We start from the raw sequence: 15924 nt of genomic DNA, 5'->3' as shown, positions 1-15924 counted from the left end.
TTCGTGTCACCGGACCCCTCGTTACACCGAAGCTCGTACCTCGCTTCGGCACTCGGGGATCGATTGTGGCCGAGCCCTTCCCCCGCTCATCGAGTGCCGCGCCCTCCCCCGCTCATCGAGTGCCGACGCGAGCGCAGCGAGTCGTCGGTGTATCGAGATGTGGTGAGCCGAACTCGGAAGACGACCCAGGCGACAACCGAACGATCGCGCCTTCGGCAACTCGGGGTCGATGGAATGCGCTGAGCTTTCGGCACTCGATGACGCACATCGGGCGGCGGGAATTTGTTCGACGCCGTTGCGCGTTTATCCTTGACACGACCATGTCTTCTTCACCTCGTGCCACCGTCTACCTCGACAATGCCGCGTCGCAGGCCATGTTGCCCGTCGCCCTCGAGGCAATGATTCATGCGCTCACCCTGGCGGGCAACGCGTCGTCGCTGCACGGCTCGGGCCGACGCACCCGTAGGCTCCTCGAAGAGTCGCGCGAGACCATCGCTGCAGCGCTCGGCGCACGGCCTTCGGAGGTTCTGTTCACCTCCGGCGGCACCGAGGCCGACAACCTCGCCGTCAAAGGCATCTTCCTGGCTCGCCACCGTGCTGACCCGCGCCGCAGGCGCATCGTCCTGTCCGCCGTGGAGCACCACGCCATCCTCGATTCAGCGGAGTGGCTGGCCGCCGCCTACGACGCCGAGCTGGTGATCCTTCCGGTCGACGCGCAGGGTTTCGTCGACCCCGACGATCTGCGACGCGACCTCGCCGAACACGCCGAGCACACCGCACTCGTCTCGGTGATGTGGGCCAACAACGAGGTCGGCACCATCGAACCGATCGCCGAGTTGGCCGCCATCGGCAGCGAGTTCGGCGTTCCGGTGCACTCCGACGCGGTGCAGGCGGTCGGCCACGTGCCCGTCGACTTCGCCGCCAGCCAGCTCTCGGCGATGAGTCTCGCTGCTCACAAGTTCGGCGGTCCGCAGGGCATCGGCGTCTTGCTGATCGGCCGCGACGTCGAGTGTGTTCCGCTGGCACACGGCGGCGGGCATGAGCGCGATCTGCGGTCGGGAACGCAGAATGTCGCCGGAGCGGTGGCCATGGCTGCCGCATTGCGCTACAGCGTCGACCACCTCACCGAGGCCGCGGCATCGACGTCGGCCCTGGCCGATCGTCTCACCGACGTCCTGCTCGCGTACCCGGACACCGTCCGCAACGGACCGGCCGATCCTGCGTTGCGACTACCCGGCATCGTGCACGTCACCTTCGAACACTGCGAAGGGGACTCGCTGTTGATGCTGCTCGACGCCCAGGGCGTCGAATGTTCCACCGGCTCGGCTTGCACCGCCGGGGTCGCCCAGGCCAGTCACGTACTGCTCGCCATGGGTTTGTCGATGGAGGCGGCCCGCGGTTCGTTGCGATTCAGCCTCGGCCCCGCGACGAGCCTCGACGACATCGCCGTCGTCGCCGACGTATTCGGGCCGATCCTCGATCGGGCCCGCGCCGCGGGGCTGGTCGGATCCGGCAGACTCCCCATCGCTGTTCAGGAAGGAAGCCACGCATGAGAGTTCTCGCGGCCATGAGCGGCGGCGTCGACTCGGCGGTGGCGGCCGCCCGCGCCGTCGACGCCGGGCATGACGTGGTCGGCGTGCATCTCGCGCTGTCCAGCGCGCCCGGTGCCCTGCGCACCGGCTCGCGGGGCTGCTGCTCACGCGAAGACGCCGACGACGCCCGTCGTGCCGCTGACGTTCTCGGCATCCCGTTCTACGTGTGGGACTTCGCCGACCGGTTCAAGGAAGACGTCATCGACGACTTCGTCGCCGCCTACGCCGCCGGCGAGACACCCAACCCGTGCCTGTCGTGCAATGAGAAGATCAAGTTCTCCGCGCTCGCCGAGAAGGCCATGGCACTGGGCTTCGACGCGTTGGCGACCGGCCACTACGCACGCCTCGACGACGGAGAGTTGCGGCGCGCGGTCGACGACGACAAGGACCAGTCGTATGTGCTCGCGGTACTCACCGCCGAGCAACTGTCTCGTGCGCTGTTCCCGGTCGGTGACACCCCGAAGGAACAGATCCGCGCCGAAGCCGCCGAGCGCGGACTGTCAGTCGCGAACAAGCCCGACTCCCACGACATCTGCTTCATCCCGACCGGAGACACCCGAGCCTTCCTCGGTGCCAAGATCGGCATCCGGCCCGGCGCCGTCGTCGACGCCGACAGCGGAGCCAAGCTCGCCGACCACGACGGCGTGCACGGCTTCACCATCGGCCAGCGCAAAGGACTCGGCATCGAGGCGCCCGCCGCGGACGGCAAACCCCGCTACGTCACCGGCATCGACGCCGAGTCCGCGACCGTCACGGTCGGCTCGGTTGAGCATCTGCAGGTGTCGTCAATCGTTGCGACACATGCCATTTGGACGTCCGGGCAGGCACCGGACGCGCCGGTGGACTGCATCGTGCAGGTGCGCGCGCACGGTGGTCTGGCCCCCGCTACGGCTACGCCGACCGTCGTCGACGGCGAGGCGGGCATCGAGATCACGTTGCACCGGCCGCTCACCGGCGTCGCCAAGGGACAGGCCGCGGTGCTCTACGCACCCGACGCCGCCGCGGGCGACCTCGTACTCGGGTCGGGGCGGATCACGGCGACCGTCAGCACACCCGAGGTGGCGTTGGCCCGGTGAGCGGCGACATCTCGCCGACGATCCCCGCCGGGATCGGCACCGGCGTCGGCTCGATGCCCGGAACCGATCCTCGCTCCACAGCGAAATTGGTTGCCGCAGAGCTCGATTGGCCGTTTCTCGCCGAACTTCCCGCGCGTGGCCTGGGGGCTGACATGATCGGCCGAACGGCGTCGGTGCTGGTCGAGATCGCGCTCGACACCGCCCGCGTGTCGCCGGGTGAGCACCCCACCTACCGGATCGCCGGTCGGCCCGGACACCTGGTCAGCAGAGCGCGCGGATACCTCGACGCCGATCTTGACGCCGCCGAAGAGGTCTTCGAACGCACCGGGCTGCGCGGCGATGGCCGGCCGTTCACCATCACTCTGTGCGGCCCGTACACGTTCGCCGCGACCGTCGAGTTGGCGTCGGGCCACAAGGTGCTGCATGATCGCGGCGCTGTGCGCGACGTCGCCGCGTCGATGGCCGAAGGGCTGGCGGAGTTGGCCGCCGACGTCGAACGGCGCCTCGGCTGCGCCGTCATCGTGCAGCTCGACGAACCGCTGATCGGCGCGGTCCTCGACGGCCGCGTCCGACCGCTCACCCGGCTCGACGTGATGCCGGAAGTGAGCGCCGAGGGAGCCGCGGCGCTGTTGGGATCGATCGCCGCGCGAGTCAACCGCCCCGTCGTCGTGCACAGCTGCGCGACGCCGCGCTGGGATGTGCTGAGTCAGCTGTCGAATATTGCGGTATCCCTTGATGTTTCGACGCTCGACGCCGCCCAGTACGACAGCTTCGGAAGCTTCGTCGACCGTGGCGGCCGGGTCGTCGCCGGCGTGATCCCGACGACGCGTCCATCGCGCCCGATCAGCGTCGATCGGACCAGCAGCCGACTGGCCGACCTGATCGACCGGATCGGCTTGCCACGCAAGGTGTTAGCCGAGCAGGTCGCCGTGTCACCGACCTGCGGGCTGGCCGGCGCGGATCAGGCGTGGGCGGGCAAGGCGCTGGGGATCGCGGCGCAGATCGGTCAACTGTGCGCCGAAGATCCGATGGCGCTGTAGGCGATTCCGATCGGCGATCGCTGGGGAATCGTTGTCGGGTGGCCGGATCGGCGAGCCGGCGTGAAGAAGATCGGCAAAGTAGTAGGTCGGCAAGGGCAGAATGCCCTCGCGGGGACAACTATCGACAGATTTTCGCAAGCGCCGTTCGACTGCCACTACCATCGAACAGCATGCGTTCACACACACTCGCGCGACGTCGTCGAGGCTGACAGATGTGCTTGCAATGTAACGCGGCACCCGTCTATTTCGGGGAGCCCATTCCAGGGTGGCTTCTTGCTCGTTCTCGGGTGGCTGACCCCGATTGGCCGATGGGCTTTTGGGGGTTGATCGAAGGCCGGGACGACCCCACCTTCATCTGGGAACTCACTCCGACGCCGAGCCCGACATGGGCAATGACCGAGGAGCAGGAGCAGGCCTGGTGGGACGCCGAGACGACATCAACGGAGGATAAGGCACGCGAGTTCTTCTTCGACGAGCCACTCGGTGAGCAATACCGGGAAGTGTTCGCTCGTACGACTATCCGGGTGGGTTATCGGCTGTCCGTCGCGGCTATGCAGCGTGGCTACGACCCTGATCTGGCCTGGGACCTCTGGTTCTTCGACTATCTGGGGGAGTACCTTCGGACCGCGCCCGCTCAGTTCGACGAGGAGTTCGACCGCGACTTCGTCGCGGCTGGCGGGCGTATCAACACTGCGATCGGCCGAGGCCCGTTTACACCGCCGCTGACGATTTCGACCTTGCCGTCGAAGCATTGAATGGCACGGCCCTGATCGGTGTCGGAACGCATCGAGCCAGCAGAAGCTGACACGCACCTCATTCGCATGCATACACCTCACGCATCCGGTGAGGTGTACGCACGTGAACGAGGTGAATCCGAGAGATCGCCTGCCCAATCCGAAAGACTGACTTCCCAGCGCAGGCGTATTGCCTACGGGTTCTCAGTCGATCGCTGGCCGTCCAGCTTCGCCAGCGACTTCTTGGGCGCGATCAGGCGATAACTCGCATCGAGCAGTTCGGCGACCTCGGTCCAGTCGGTCTCGTCGTCGAGGACCAGCCCGACCCACCCGTACGCACCCAGGTAAGCGGGCAGAAAGAAGCGTGAATCGGTAAGCAGCGCTTCGCGTTCGGCCGGATCGGCGATCACCAGAATCGACTGGTCGTGGCGCACCCGGTTGCCCTTCTCGCCGCCACCGTAGTTGCCGAACATCTTGCCGCAGCGGAACGTCGGGCGCCCGTGTGCCACGACTTCGGTGGTATCCGGCAGCTCGAGAGCGACCTTGCGGACGCGGGCGAGTACGGGATCGTCGTCGTCGAACATGATCGGATGGGGCATGCAGTCGAGCCTAGTGCCCCGGTCGATCGCCTGCCGGTGGTCAGTAACTGAAAGTCACCGCGGGCTCCGTGCCGATCCACTCCCACAATTGCACCGTGCCGCCGAGGTCGGCATTGGGCAGGGTGAGGCTGCCGGTCAGTGCCTTTGCCGTGAAACAGATGGGGCAGATCAAGAATCGGCCACCCGCATCCGAAAACCGTTGCAACAGTGCGGCTATCGGCGGGCATCCGTCGCAGGCGGTCCCGACCGCGGTGCCCTCGACGGCGAGCCGCACCGCCTCCTTCGTCAGGAAGATCAACGTCGGGCGTCCCTGTTCCGCCGCGCCGACCGCGACAAGCAGTGCGACAGTGACCTTTTCGGGGTCCTCCAATCCTGTGCACAGGCTTACCGCCGCGCGTGCGAGCGCGGTCATGCCCGTGCGTCCTGCCACCCGCCGCACAGCAGGTCGATCACCTCGACGGTGGCGCCGAGGTTCACATACGCGTGCTGCTCGGCGACGAGCGGCCCGGCGTCGGGCGAATCAGGTGTGCGCCGGATCGTCCACCGCGCGTGCACCCGAGAACCGATGACGTCGGTCGAATGGCCGAGCACTTCGAACGTTCGGCCGCCACCGAACCAATGCTCGAACTGCGCGACGACGGCCGCCGTGCCGGTGAGCTCGAACGGTCCGGGCGGCACCAGGGCCCGCAGGCGGACGTCGGGGCTCAAGGTGGTTCCGAGAGCGGCGAAGTCGCGGGTGACTATCGCCGTCGTCATGCGGTCGTAGGCGGGGACGTCGGAGCTGGTGGACGGGACTGAGCGGGATTCTGAAATGGTCATAGCCAAGTTCTACGAGGATCGGCGGGCCCGATCATCGGGCATTTACCGGATCTTTCGGCCACCGTGCCCATGCATCGGGTTGCAGAGCACCCGGCCCTATTCCGCTCCCACCAGCCCGTGTCGCATCGCGAACATCGCCGCCGCGCCCCGCGTGCTCACGCCGATCTTGGCGTAGATGTGCTCGACGTGGGTGCCGACGGTGCGCCGTGAGATGTGCAACCGCTCGGCGATCTCCTTGTTGGGCGTCCCGCGGACCAGCAGTGCCAGGACCTGAATCTCGCGATCGGTCAGCCCGGCGACCGCGGAGGTTCGCCGCGATACCCGATGCCCGGCCGCCGTCAGCACCGCGCGCGCCGCGGCGTCGTCGAATCTGCCCTCGCTGACCTGCTGGCGGAGCATGGCGGCGCGCTGCTCGGAGGGCACCGCACCCCGATGCGGGCGTTCCTCGGCCATCGTCTGATACCAGTCGGCGACGGCGAGAATTCGGGCGGTCATCGGCAGGGCGGCACCCGATAATCCGCGCGGATATCCCGAACCGTCGACGCGCTCATGCACCATGGCGGCCAGGGAACCGAGTTCGGCGAGGCGCGGTTGACGCCGCAGGATGCTCTCGGTCAGATAGGGGACCGATCGGATCCGCTCGATCTCGGCGGTGGTCAACGGACCGGTCTTGTCCCAGATCCCAGTCGACACACCCGTCCGCCCGAGATGGCACACCAGTGCCGCGTTTCGCACCAGACGACATTGCGCCTCGGTGAGTCCCGCCGCCGACGCCGCCGCCTGGGCGAGGCGTGCGCTGGCACGCGAGTGGCCGGTGAACCAGGGCGATTTGAGGTCCGCGTAGTCGCCGAATACTTCCATCGCAGAATCGAATTCCATTGGTGTCAAAGGACTCTCGAGTGTTTTCGCGACCTGCGTCACCATCTCGCAGACATCGGTGTGCGTGAGTTCGTCGAAGATAGTGGGTGCGTGTTCGATGAGGAGATCTACCAGATCGGGGTCGAACTCGGTGCCTCGACGATCACGCAGCATCTCCACTGCGGCGTCCAGTCCGCTTTGCCGGTGCAGCACTTCGGCGTCGTCGGCGATCTGGACCACCCGGACCACCGGGTCGATGGCGAGGCCGCCGATCCCGTCCGGGGTGCCGTTGCCGTCCCAACGCTCGAACACCTGGCGTAGCGACTCGCGGACCCGCGGTGACAGTTCCAGCCGGTCGGCGATGTCACCGGTCGTCTGGCAATGTGTCACAAACGAATCGGTGGCGTCGGAAAAGCCGCTCGCCAGTGCTCGGGCGACCATGGCGACGCCCTCCAGCGGCGGGCGTCCGCGCATCACCTGGGCGAGCATGAAGCGCATCATCTCCATGCCGGTCTTGTCGACGAGGTAACTCTGTGAGCGCACGCGCAAGTCGTCGCCGAAGGAGCGGGCCATCTCGTGCGAGTCGGAGATGCAGCCGACCCAGGCGAGCAGCGACACATAGAACACCGACGTCCGCTGTTCCGGCGTGAACCCCGCCCGGACGCCCAGTTCGGTGGCGATGAGTGTCTGGCGCAGCACGTGATCCTCGGGCAGCCCGAGTCCGAGGTCGGTGGCGATCGACAGCGATGCAACCAGTTCGGCCATCCGCGGCATCGGCGCTGACTCATGCACCGTCCCAGCGTACGGCCGGTTCGGATGGGCTGTCTGTGGGCTGGGCTAGGCTTTGCGACGTGGCAGAAGTGAGTGCGCAGGCACGTGAAGAGTGGTCGAAGTTGGCCGACGAGGTCCGTGAGCATCAGTTCCGGTACTACGTCAAGGACGCGCCGGTCATCACCGACGGCGAGTTCGACGAGCTGCTGCGCCGCCTGCAGGCCCTCGAAGACGCCAATCCCGGTCTGGCGACAGCGGATTCGCCGACCAAGCTGGTCGGCGGCGGCTTCTCGACGGCCTTCACCTCCGTCGATCATCTAGCGCGGATGATGTCGCTGGACAACGTTTTCGACGCCGACGAGATGCGTGCCTGGGTGGCGCGCACCGAGGAGGCCGCGGGCGGCGGCGGTGAGGGAGCCGACGGCGAACCCAACCGGATCGAGTTCCTCTGCGAACTCAAGATCGACGGTGTCGCGCTGAACCTCGTCTACGAGAACGGCGTACTCGTCCGCGGGGCGACTCGCGGCGACGGCCGCACCGGTGAAGACGTCACGCTGAACGCACGCACCATCGACGACATTCCCCATCGACTCGCCGCGAGCGAGGCCTACCCGGTGCCCGCGGTCCTCGAAGTACGCGGTGAAGTGTTCTTCCGAGTGGAGGATTTCGAAGCGCTCAACGCCTCGCTCGTCGCCGACGGCAAGGCGCCGTTCGCCAATCCGCGCAACTCCGCGGCGGGCTCGCTGCGCCAGAAGAATCCGCAAGTCACCGCGCGTCGCCGCCTCGGCATGATCTGCCACGGCATCGGCCATACCGAGGGGTGGCGGCCGCAATCATTGCACGATGCGTATCTCGCGCTCGGCGAGTGGGGCCTGCCGGTATCGGCCCACACGTCGAAAGCTGTTGGCGCGCAGCAGATTCTGGACAAGGTGGCGTACTGGGGAGAGCATCGCCACGACGTCGAACACGAGATCGACGGGCTGGTGGTCAAAGTCGACGACGTGACGGTGCAGCGTCGGCTCGGCGCCACCTCACGCGCACCCCGCTGGGCGATCGCCTACAAGTACCCACCGGAAGAGGCGACCACCAAACTTCTCGACATCAAGGTCGGCGTCGGTCGTACCGGCCGGGTCACGCCGTTCGCGTTCATGGAGCCGGTGCTGGTGGCCGGCTCGACGGTGGCCCGCGCGACGTTGCACAACGCGTCGGAGGTCGTGCGCAAGGGCGTGCTCATCGGCGACACGGTCACCATCCGCAAGGCAGGCGACGTGATCCCCGAGGTGCTCGGACCCGTCGTCGAACTGCGCGACGGTTCCGAGTACGCCTTCGAGATGCCTGCCAACTGCCCGGAGTGCGGTGCGGAGCTGCGGCCCGAGAAGGACAGCGATGCCGACATCCGGTGCCCCAACCAGGAGTCGTGTCCCGCGCAGCTGCGGGAGCGGCTGTTCCATCTCGCCGGGCGCGGCTCATTCGACATCGAGGCGCTCGGTTACGAGGCGGCCACCGCGCTGCTGAGCGCGGGTGTCATCACCAACGAGGGCGACCTGTTCTCGCTCACCGCCGACGACCTGATCAAGACCGATCTGTTCACCACCAAGGCCGGAGCATTGTCCGCGAACGGCAAACGGCTGCTCGCCAACCTCGACGGCGCGAAGAAGGTCGCGCTGTGGCGGGTGCTGGTCGGACTGTCGATCCGCCACGTCGGGCCGACCGCCGCGCGCGGGTTGGCCACCGAGTTCGGTTCGTTGGACGCCATCGAATCCGCCGACGAAGAACGGCTCGCCGCCACCGACGGCGTGGGGCCGACGCTGGCGAAGAGCGTCATCGACTGGTTCGCGATCGACTGGCATCGCGACATCGTCGAAAAGTGGCGTGCCGCAGGCGTTTCCATGGTCGACGAGCGTGACGAGTCGATCGAGCGGACGCTGGAGGGAAAGACCATCGTGGTGACCGGGTCGCTCGTGGACTTCTCGCGCGACAGCGCCAAGGAGGCGATCCTGAGCCGAGGCGGCAAAGCCTCGGGGTCGGTGTCGAAGAAGACCGATTACGTCGTCGTCGGGGAGTCGGCCGGCAGCAAGGCCGAGAAGGCCGAGTCGCTGGGCGTGCCGGTGCTCGATGAAGACGGGTTCAAGCGGTTGCTGGCGACGGGTGCTCCGTAGTCGGGTTTCGTTGCGTCAGCAGCGTGGTCCGGGGTGCGCAGACGGTGTGCGGCAACCACAGTGCCTGCACCGGCACCAGCGGAGGTTCGGCGACGTCGAGGACGACGACTCGGCCGTGCAACGTCGTTCCCGCCTCGTCGGTGACGAACGCGCAGGCGTCCGGATAGCTGACGACCGCGCTCGCGGGCGGTACGCCCTGAATCCGGCTCACGATCAGCGTCGGGTCGAAACCCGCACGGCGGCAATGGGATACGAGATAGTCGGTGTAGAACGATCGATGTTCGGGCGCCCACACGACGATCGGGCGTCCGGACAGCTCGGCGATGTCGACCCGATCGCGCCCGGCCCACTCGTGCGACGCGTTGACCGCGATCCGCAGCGTTTGGTAGGAGTGGATCGCGCAGGCGAGGGTGTCGGGTGTCGCGACGCCGCGGCGCAGCACCACGTCGACGTCGCTGTCGAGCAGCATGGGTTCCATCTGTGCGGGATAGACCTGCCGTACGGTGATCGAGAGGTCGGGGTGGGCGTGCACCACCGGATCGATGAGGGCGTAGATCTCGTCGCGGGAGAACGCCGGTGAGTAGCCGACGGTGAAGGTCTCTGCTTCGTCGGCGGCGACGCGGAGCACCTCGGCGGCCATTCGATCGGCGCCCGCCAGTAGGGGCAGGGCGCGATCGAACAGTTCGCGCCCCGCGGTGGTCAGTTCCAGCTTGCGGCGAGATCGATCGAACAGTGCCACGCCGAACTCGCGTTCGAGACTGCGGATACTGACCGAGAGCGCTTGTTGAGTGATGTATGTCTGCTCGGCCGCGGCGGCGAGCGACGGCGCGGACACGACGGCGACGAACTGTTCGAGTTTGCGGAGATCGAGCCTGGTGGGCGGCATGAAACAAACAGTAGTTCAGCGCGGGCACCGCTCGTGGTCGTCGGGTCGCCACCATACCTGGACTCATCAATGGCGGCTCCAGTTCGCTGATTGAGCCGTGAGGAGCGTGAGCGCCGAGCGTGTCGAAATCCCAGGTTTTCGACTCGGCTTCGCCTCGCTCAACCCCCTGGTGGCTGCGCATTGCGGACTGCCGGTGATTCCGGGTTGCCCGCGATGAGGGCCGATCAGTTGCCGGCCGAGATCACTTTCTTGCTCGCCAGCACTGTGGACACGATGCCGGTGAGGTAGCCGAGCCGGGCGATCTCCGACGGGCGGAAGTCGGGACCGCCCATCCGGCCGAGCAACAGCGCCTTGCGGCCGTCGCCCAACGGAGCGGCGGCCATCCGGGTGTCCATCGCGCTCCACGGCTCCGGCACCCAGTCGGCGTCCGAGTCAAGCTGTGCGGGCACCGTCAACGGCAGCCAATCCACTTGTGCCAGTTGAGTTTCCGGAGCTCCAGAACTTCCGAACAACTGCACGACGCCGGTCGGGCCGGCGGTCACGACCGTCGCCCAGGACACCCGCAGCACCCGTGGGGCCTCGTCGACGAGCACCTGCAGGCGCTGCGTCGACTTCGCGGTGGCCACGTGGTCGACCAATTCGAGTTCCCGATGGGTGTCGAGGACGCCGTCGTACGGCCGGATCGAGTCGACGCGGACCCCGTCGACGCGCTCGGCGGCGGTGATCAGTGCGTCGGGCAGCGAGCCGGGGGACAGATCGACGACGATGTCGTCGACGGCATAACCCTGACCGCGCTCGACGACCTCCAAGGACGCGATGTCTGCGCCGACGGAACCGAGTGCGACGGCGAGCATGCCGAGGCTGCCGGGACGGTCTTGCAGATACACGCGTAGGAGAAATGCCACGCTTGCCATTCTGGCACCGCCCCGCGCCGCGTGCCCGACCAAGGTGTCTCGGTCACATTTCCGAGAGGGCTGTGGCGAGCCGATAGGACGACGCCGATACGCTTGTCGCAACCACGTGCATCAATTGTGAAGGGGACGATCTTCAAGATGTCCGCAGACTCTGCGAGCGAGAAGCAGACCATCTCGCGCGACGAGGTGGCCCACCTCGCCCGGCTGTCGCGCCTGGCGCTCAGCGACGACGAACTCGATCACTATGCGACCCAGCTCGATTCGATCCTCGCGCACGTTGCGCAGGTGACCGAAGTCGCCGCCGACGATGTCCCGCCGACCGCACACCCGGTTCCGCTTGCCAACGTGTTGCGCCCCGACGTCGCGGTGCCGTGCCTGACGCCGGAGGAGGCGCTCTCGGGCGCGCCCGCCGTCGAACAAGATCGTTTCGCCGTTCCGCAGATCCTCGGGGAGGAATAGTGGCAGACCCACGCAGCAGCAATGAGATCACCGGTCTGACCGCAGCCGAGCTGGCGGGCAAGATCGCCGCCCGCGAGATCTCCTCGGTAGAGGTCACTCAAGCGCATCTGGACCGGATCGCCGAGATCGACGACTCGCTCGGCGCATTTCTGCACGTCAGCGGGGCCGAAGCGCTCGTGGCGGCCAAAGCCGCCGACGACGCCATCGCCGCCGGTGAGCCCGCATCGGCGCTCGCGGGCGTGCCGATCGCGCTCAAAGACGTCTTCACCACCACCGATGCACCCACCACCTGTGGATCGAAGATCCTCGAAGGCTGGGTTCCGCCGTACGACGCCGCGGTTACTGAGCGGCTGCGCGCCGCCGGACTGCCCATCCTCGGCAAGACCAACATGGACGAGTTCGCGATGGGCTCGTCCACGGAGAACTCCGCGTACCAGGTCACGCGCAACCCGTGGGACACCGACCGGATCCCCGGCGGTTCCGGCGGCGGCAGCGCGGCGGCCCTGGCGTCGTACCAGGCTCCGCTCGCCATCGGCACGGACACCGGCGGGTCGATCCGTCAGCCGGCCGCGGTGACCGCGACCGTGGGCGTGAAGCCCACCTACGGGACCGTTTCCCGCTACGGTCTGGTCGCCTGCGCGTCGTCGCTCGATCAGGGCGGCCCGTGTGGACGCACCGTGCTCGACACCGCACTTCTGCACCAGGTGATCGCCGGGCACGACCCGCGCGACTCCACGTCGGTCGACGTCGCAGTGCCCGACGTCGTCGCGGCCGCGAAAGCCGGTGCGACGCAAGATCTTTCCGGCGTGAAGGTCGGCGTCGTGAAAGAACTGCAGGGCGAGGGTTACCAGTCCGGTGTGCTGGCGTCGTTCAATGCCGCGGTCGACACGCTCACCGCGCTCGGCGCCGAAGTGGTCGAGGTCTCCTGCCCGCACTTCTCCTACGCGCTCGGCGCCTACTACCTGATCCTGCCGTCGGAGGTGTCGAGCAACCTGGCCCGCTTCGACGCGATGCGCTACGGATTGCGTGTCGGCGACGACGGCACGCACAGCGCCGACGAAGTGATGGCGCTGACCCGCGACGCGGGCTTCGGGCCAGAAGTCAAGCGGCGCATCATGATCGGCACATACGCATTGTCGTCGGGCTACTACGACGCGTACTACGGTCAGGCGCAGAAGGTGCGCACACTCATCGCACGCGACTTCGCCGCCGCCTACGAGAAGGTCGACGTTCTGGTCAGCCCCACCACCCCGACCACCGCGTTCAAACTCGGCGAGAAGGTCGACGACCCACTGGCCATGTACCTGTTCGACCTGTGCACCCTGCCGGTCAACCTGGCGGGTGTCGCCGCGATGTCGGTGCCGTCGGGACTGTCGGTTCCGGACGCTGGGAGCGAAGCGAGCGGGTCCACTCCCAGCCGCGGATTGCCGGTGGGCTTGCAGATCATGGCGCCGGCGCTGGCCGACGACCGACTGTACCGCGTCGGCGCGGCCTACGAAGCGGCGCGCGGAGCGATCTAGGGGGCCTGCCGCTTGGTTGGGTCGGGCTGGAGCGCTAGCTGTAGCAAGGGCCGTCCATCCCGCTGGTTGAGCCGGGCTGGAGCGCTAGCGAAAGGCCGTGTCGAAACCTCGTAAGACGTCGTTGCCAGATCGCAGAATGCCTTGAGACGGTTGGCAGTTCGGCTCGCTATGGTTTCGACTCGCTGCGCTCGCTCAACCGGCGGGAGGGTGCGTCATCCCGCTGGTTGAGCCGGGGTGGAGCGCTAGCGAAAGGCCATGTCGAAACCTCGTAAGACGTCGTTGCCAGACCGCAGAATGGCTTGAACCGGTTGGCAGTTCGGCTCGCTATGGTTTCGACTCGCTGCGCTCGCTCAACCGGCGGGTGGGTGCGCCATCCCGCTGGTTGAGCCGGGCTGGAGCGCTAGCGAAAGGCCGTGTCGAAACCTCGTAAGGCGACGTTGGCAGATCGCAGAATGCTTTGAAATGGTTGGCAGTTCGGCTCGCTATGGTTTCGACTCGCTGCGCTCGCTCAACCAACGGGAGGGTGCGCTCGCCCAACCAGCGGGCGGGTGCACTCGCTCAACCCGCAGGCTCGACTCCACCTTGTTCGGTTCCGTACCGGTGGCCCGACCCTGTCGGAACGTCAAGGGCGCCAAGGAGATCTATCGACGTCTGCAGAAAGCTCACCACCGGTAGCCAGGGCGGGTGGGGTGTCGCGCGGCCGATGATTCGCGCATCGTCGGGCAACCGTGCGGGACGCCAGAGCAGGCTCGGCGACCACTGAGCCACCGGATCGCTGGCGTTGACGAGGATCGTGCGGCGCGCCGCCGACCTCGGGACCGAGTCACCCGGCACTCCAGCCTCGACGGTGTCTGTCACCTCGACGCCGTGCGCGGCCGCCCATGCTCGTGCGGCGTCGGCGCCGATCGCCCCGAGGCTCTGCCCGTACAGGACCAGTGCCGGCCTGGCACAGGAAGCAGTCTTGCGCATGGCCGCGTCGAGCTGCGCGACCAGCGTGATCGCGCTGCGGCCGGCGGCGTCGCGGTCGGTGACGAACGCCTTCCACGACGACACCGCCGAGTACTGCAGGCTGATGATCGACACGTCGTCGTCGAACCGAGAGCGCATGCCCTCGATCGCCGCGGCGTCGACCCACCCGGAACCGGTCGGCACCGCGACGACGACCGCGCGCCGGCACAGCCCGCCGCCGTCGACCCACCGCCCGACGACCGCATCCGCACGCCGGGTCAAGCTGCCCGGTGTGAGCGAGCCGTAGTCGACGCGATCAGGGACGGAAACCGTTGCGACGACTGCGGGTTCAGCCGCGGCATCGGCGGGCGACACGTACCCGACGACGACGGTGCCGACCAGCACGGTGGCCCACGCGGCAACCCTCGGCGTCATCGAGACGAGCGCGCACACCGCCACCGGGAGCGCCGCTACCGCCAGCGCCCACCCGCCCCCGACGTCGGGGACCCCGATCTGAACTCGCAGTAGGTGTTGCCACCACGTCGCAGCGATGACACAGGCGGCGAATCCACCGCCGCACCACGAAAGTGCGCGTAGACGAGCTCGATCAGACCCGGGCCCGGCGACCCGGCTCACCGCGAGACCCGCGATCGTGCCCGCCGCCGCGCACACCGTGACCACGACGCTCGCGAGTATGGCTCCGCGCGGCAGCATTCCGGGGTAGAGCCCGACCGCAGCCCCGGCGAGTGCGCCCGCCGAAGCCGCCACCGGCGGGATGGTCAGTGCCGATGTTCGGCCGACTTTCATCATCGCCCCACCAGCGATTCGACGCCGCGCTCGCCCACGCCGACGGTGATGTCGAGGACGGTCTCGCCGCGCGCCGGTGGTCCGTCGTGTTGACGCCAGGTGTTGATCCCCAACCCGGCCTTCGCCAGGTATGCGGCTGCGACGCAGCCTGAATCGACGCAACTCGAACGCATCCGGTCGACGAGCATGGTGTCGAGCGCCAGACGCGCCCAACCACCGAGCGGATGGCCGATCTGCTCGGCGTAACGCAACAGGTCGTAGCCGAAATCGTGTGTGCGGCAGAGGGGTTCGAATCGGGCGGGCAACGTGATCGGCGACGAGCACGACCCGGTCGGATTGGTTGGAAACCACCCGTCGCGCAGATGCTCGACGACGGGCCGGTATCCCATCGTCGTTGCGAAGCCGGCGGGGAGCAAACGCTGCGCGTCGGCCGGGTGCGCACCGACCAGCGCGGTGACGACTGCGGCAGTCGCCCGGTCTTCGGTCGCGGCCGGTGCGGGTTGGTCGCGCGTCGCGGACGCGGCCGTGCCGCCGCCGAGCATCGCAAGCACGCAGACCGATACCACGGCAAGGGCAAAGACGGCTCGGTGGAATAACTTTCGGGCTCGATGGAGGCTCATGACAGTGACGCTATGGACGCAGCGCACTGAGCCACATCGTGCTCAGGAACAGAACCGGCGTCGTCGAACCGAGGGAGTCGGCGAGTGCGCGTCGCACCTGTGGGGGAGACGAGAATCGCTCT

Annotated in this window: 15 protein-coding genes; 7 read left to right on the top strand and 8 right to left on the bottom strand. The window is 67.5% G+C overall.

Annotated elements, in window-relative coordinates; genetic code table 11:
- The first annotated feature begins 320 nt into the window (after positions 1–320).
- The 4 genes from HH308_RS09190 (at position 321) to HH308_RS09175 (ending at position 4463) form a co-directional block, all read left to right on the top strand.
- Entirely contained in the window at positions 321–1553 is a 1233-nt protein-coding gene (locus HH308_RS09190; protein WP_170193880.1) for a cysteine desulfurase family protein, read from the top strand.
- Positions 1550–2668, top strand: a complete 1119-nt coding sequence (mnmA, locus tag HH308_RS09185) for a tRNA 2-thiouridine(34) synthase MnmA (RefSeq protein ID WP_170193879.1) — start codon at positions 1550–1552, stop codon at positions 2666–2668. The genes HH308_RS09190 and mnmA overlap by 4 nt, the downstream gene beginning before the upstream one ends.
- A complete protein-coding gene (locus HH308_RS09180) occupies positions 2665–3708 on the top strand; it encodes a uroporphyrinogen decarboxylase/cobalamine-independent methonine synthase family protein (protein ID WP_312870498.1) in 1044 nt (347 codons plus the stop codon). Before mnmA ends, HH308_RS09180 begins: the two co-directional genes overlap by 4 nt.
- 287 nt (positions 3709–3995) lie before the next feature.
- Positions 3996–4463 carry a hypothetical protein gene (locus HH308_RS09175; RefSeq protein WP_170193878.1) on the top strand — a complete coding sequence of 156 codons (468 nt, stop codon included), beginning with the start codon at positions 3996–3998 and terminating at the stop codon, positions 4461–4463.
- 173 nt (positions 4464–4636) lie between these two features.
- Here the strand turns inward: HH308_RS09175 and HH308_RS09170 are convergent, their stop codons facing one another.
- The 4 genes from HH308_RS09170 to HH308_RS09155 form a co-directional block, all read right to left on the bottom strand.
- Positions 4637–5041: an MmcQ/YjbR family DNA-binding protein gene (locus tag HH308_RS09170; protein WP_170193877.1), complete on the bottom strand. Its 405-nt coding sequence runs from the start codon at positions 5039–5041 to the stop codon at positions 4637–4639.
- 40 nt (positions 5042–5081) lie between these two features.
- Positions 5082–5453, bottom strand: a complete 372-nt coding sequence (locus HH308_RS09165) for a DsrE family protein (protein ID WP_170193876.1) — start codon at positions 5451–5453, stop codon at positions 5082–5084.
- The gene (locus HH308_RS09160) at positions 5450–5860 is read right to left on the bottom strand and encodes a nuclear transport factor 2 family protein (protein WP_170193875.1); all 411 of its coding nucleotides are present in this window, start codon (positions 5858–5860) and stop codon (positions 5450–5452) included. Before HH308_RS09160 ends, HH308_RS09165 begins: the two co-directional genes overlap by 4 nt.
- 96 nt (positions 5861–5956) lie before the next feature.
- Positions 5957–7510: an HD domain-containing phosphohydrolase gene (locus HH308_RS09155; RefSeq protein WP_312870497.1), complete on the bottom strand. Its 1554-nt coding sequence runs from the start codon at positions 7508–7510 to the stop codon at positions 5957–5959.
- A 59-nt stretch (positions 7511–7569) separates the two neighbouring features.
- On the opposite strand from HH308_RS09155, the gene ligA reads away from it, so the two are divergent.
- A complete protein-coding gene (gene ligA, locus HH308_RS09150) occupies positions 7570–9648 on the top strand; it encodes an NAD-dependent DNA ligase LigA (RefSeq protein ID WP_312870496.1) in 2079 nt (692 codons plus the stop codon).
- On the opposite strand, the gene HH308_RS09145 is transcribed toward ligA, so the two are convergent.
- Complete coding sequence (locus HH308_RS09145; protein WP_170193873.1) at positions 9617–10534, bottom strand: LysR family transcriptional regulator; 918 nt, start codon at positions 10532–10534, stop codon at positions 9617–9619. The genes ligA and HH308_RS09145 overlap by 32 nt on opposite strands.
- 224 nt (positions 10535–10758) lie before the next feature.
- The gene (locus tag HH308_RS09140) at positions 10759–11448 is read right to left on the bottom strand and encodes an ACT domain-containing protein (protein WP_170193872.1); all 690 of its coding nucleotides are present in this window, start codon (positions 11446–11448) and stop codon (positions 10759–10761) included.
- A gap of 138 nt (positions 11449–11586) precedes the next feature.
- On the opposite strand from HH308_RS09140, the gene gatC reads away from it, so the two are divergent.
- Together gatC and gatA are read left to right on the top strand one after the other, a co-directional pair.
- A complete protein-coding gene (gene gatC, locus HH308_RS09135) occupies positions 11587–11907 on the top strand; it encodes an Asp-tRNA(Asn)/Glu-tRNA(Gln) amidotransferase subunit GatC (RefSeq protein ID WP_170193871.1) in 321 nt (106 codons plus the stop codon).
- On the top strand, positions 11907–13427 hold the full coding sequence (gene gatA / locus HH308_RS09130) for an Asp-tRNA(Asn)/Glu-tRNA(Gln) amidotransferase subunit GatA (RefSeq protein WP_170193870.1): 1521 nt from the start codon (positions 11907–11909) through the stop codon (positions 13425–13427). The genes gatC and gatA overlap by 1 nt, the downstream gene beginning before the upstream one ends.
- A 558-nt stretch (positions 13428–13985) precedes the next feature.
- On the opposite strand, the gene HH308_RS09125 is transcribed toward gatA, so the two are convergent.
- Positions 13986–15185 (bottom strand): alpha/beta-hydrolase family protein, encoded by a 1200-nt coding sequence (locus tag HH308_RS09125; RefSeq protein WP_170193869.1) that lies wholly within the window; start codon positions 15183–15185, stop codon positions 13986–13988.
- Entirely contained in the window at positions 15182–15802 is a 621-nt protein-coding gene (locus HH308_RS09120) for a hypothetical protein (protein WP_170193868.1), read from the bottom strand. The genes HH308_RS09125 and HH308_RS09120 overlap by 4 nt, the downstream gene beginning before the upstream one ends.
- Positions 15803–15924 lie beyond the last annotated feature (122 nt).

The organism is Gordonia asplenii (assembly GCF_012933505.1).
Lineage (GTDB): Bacteria > Actinomycetota > Actinomycetes > Mycobacteriales > Mycobacteriaceae > Gordonia > Gordonia asplenii.
The sequence above is the reverse complement of the archived record's forward strand: the minus strand, read 5'-3'. Positions and strand labels throughout refer to the sequence as shown.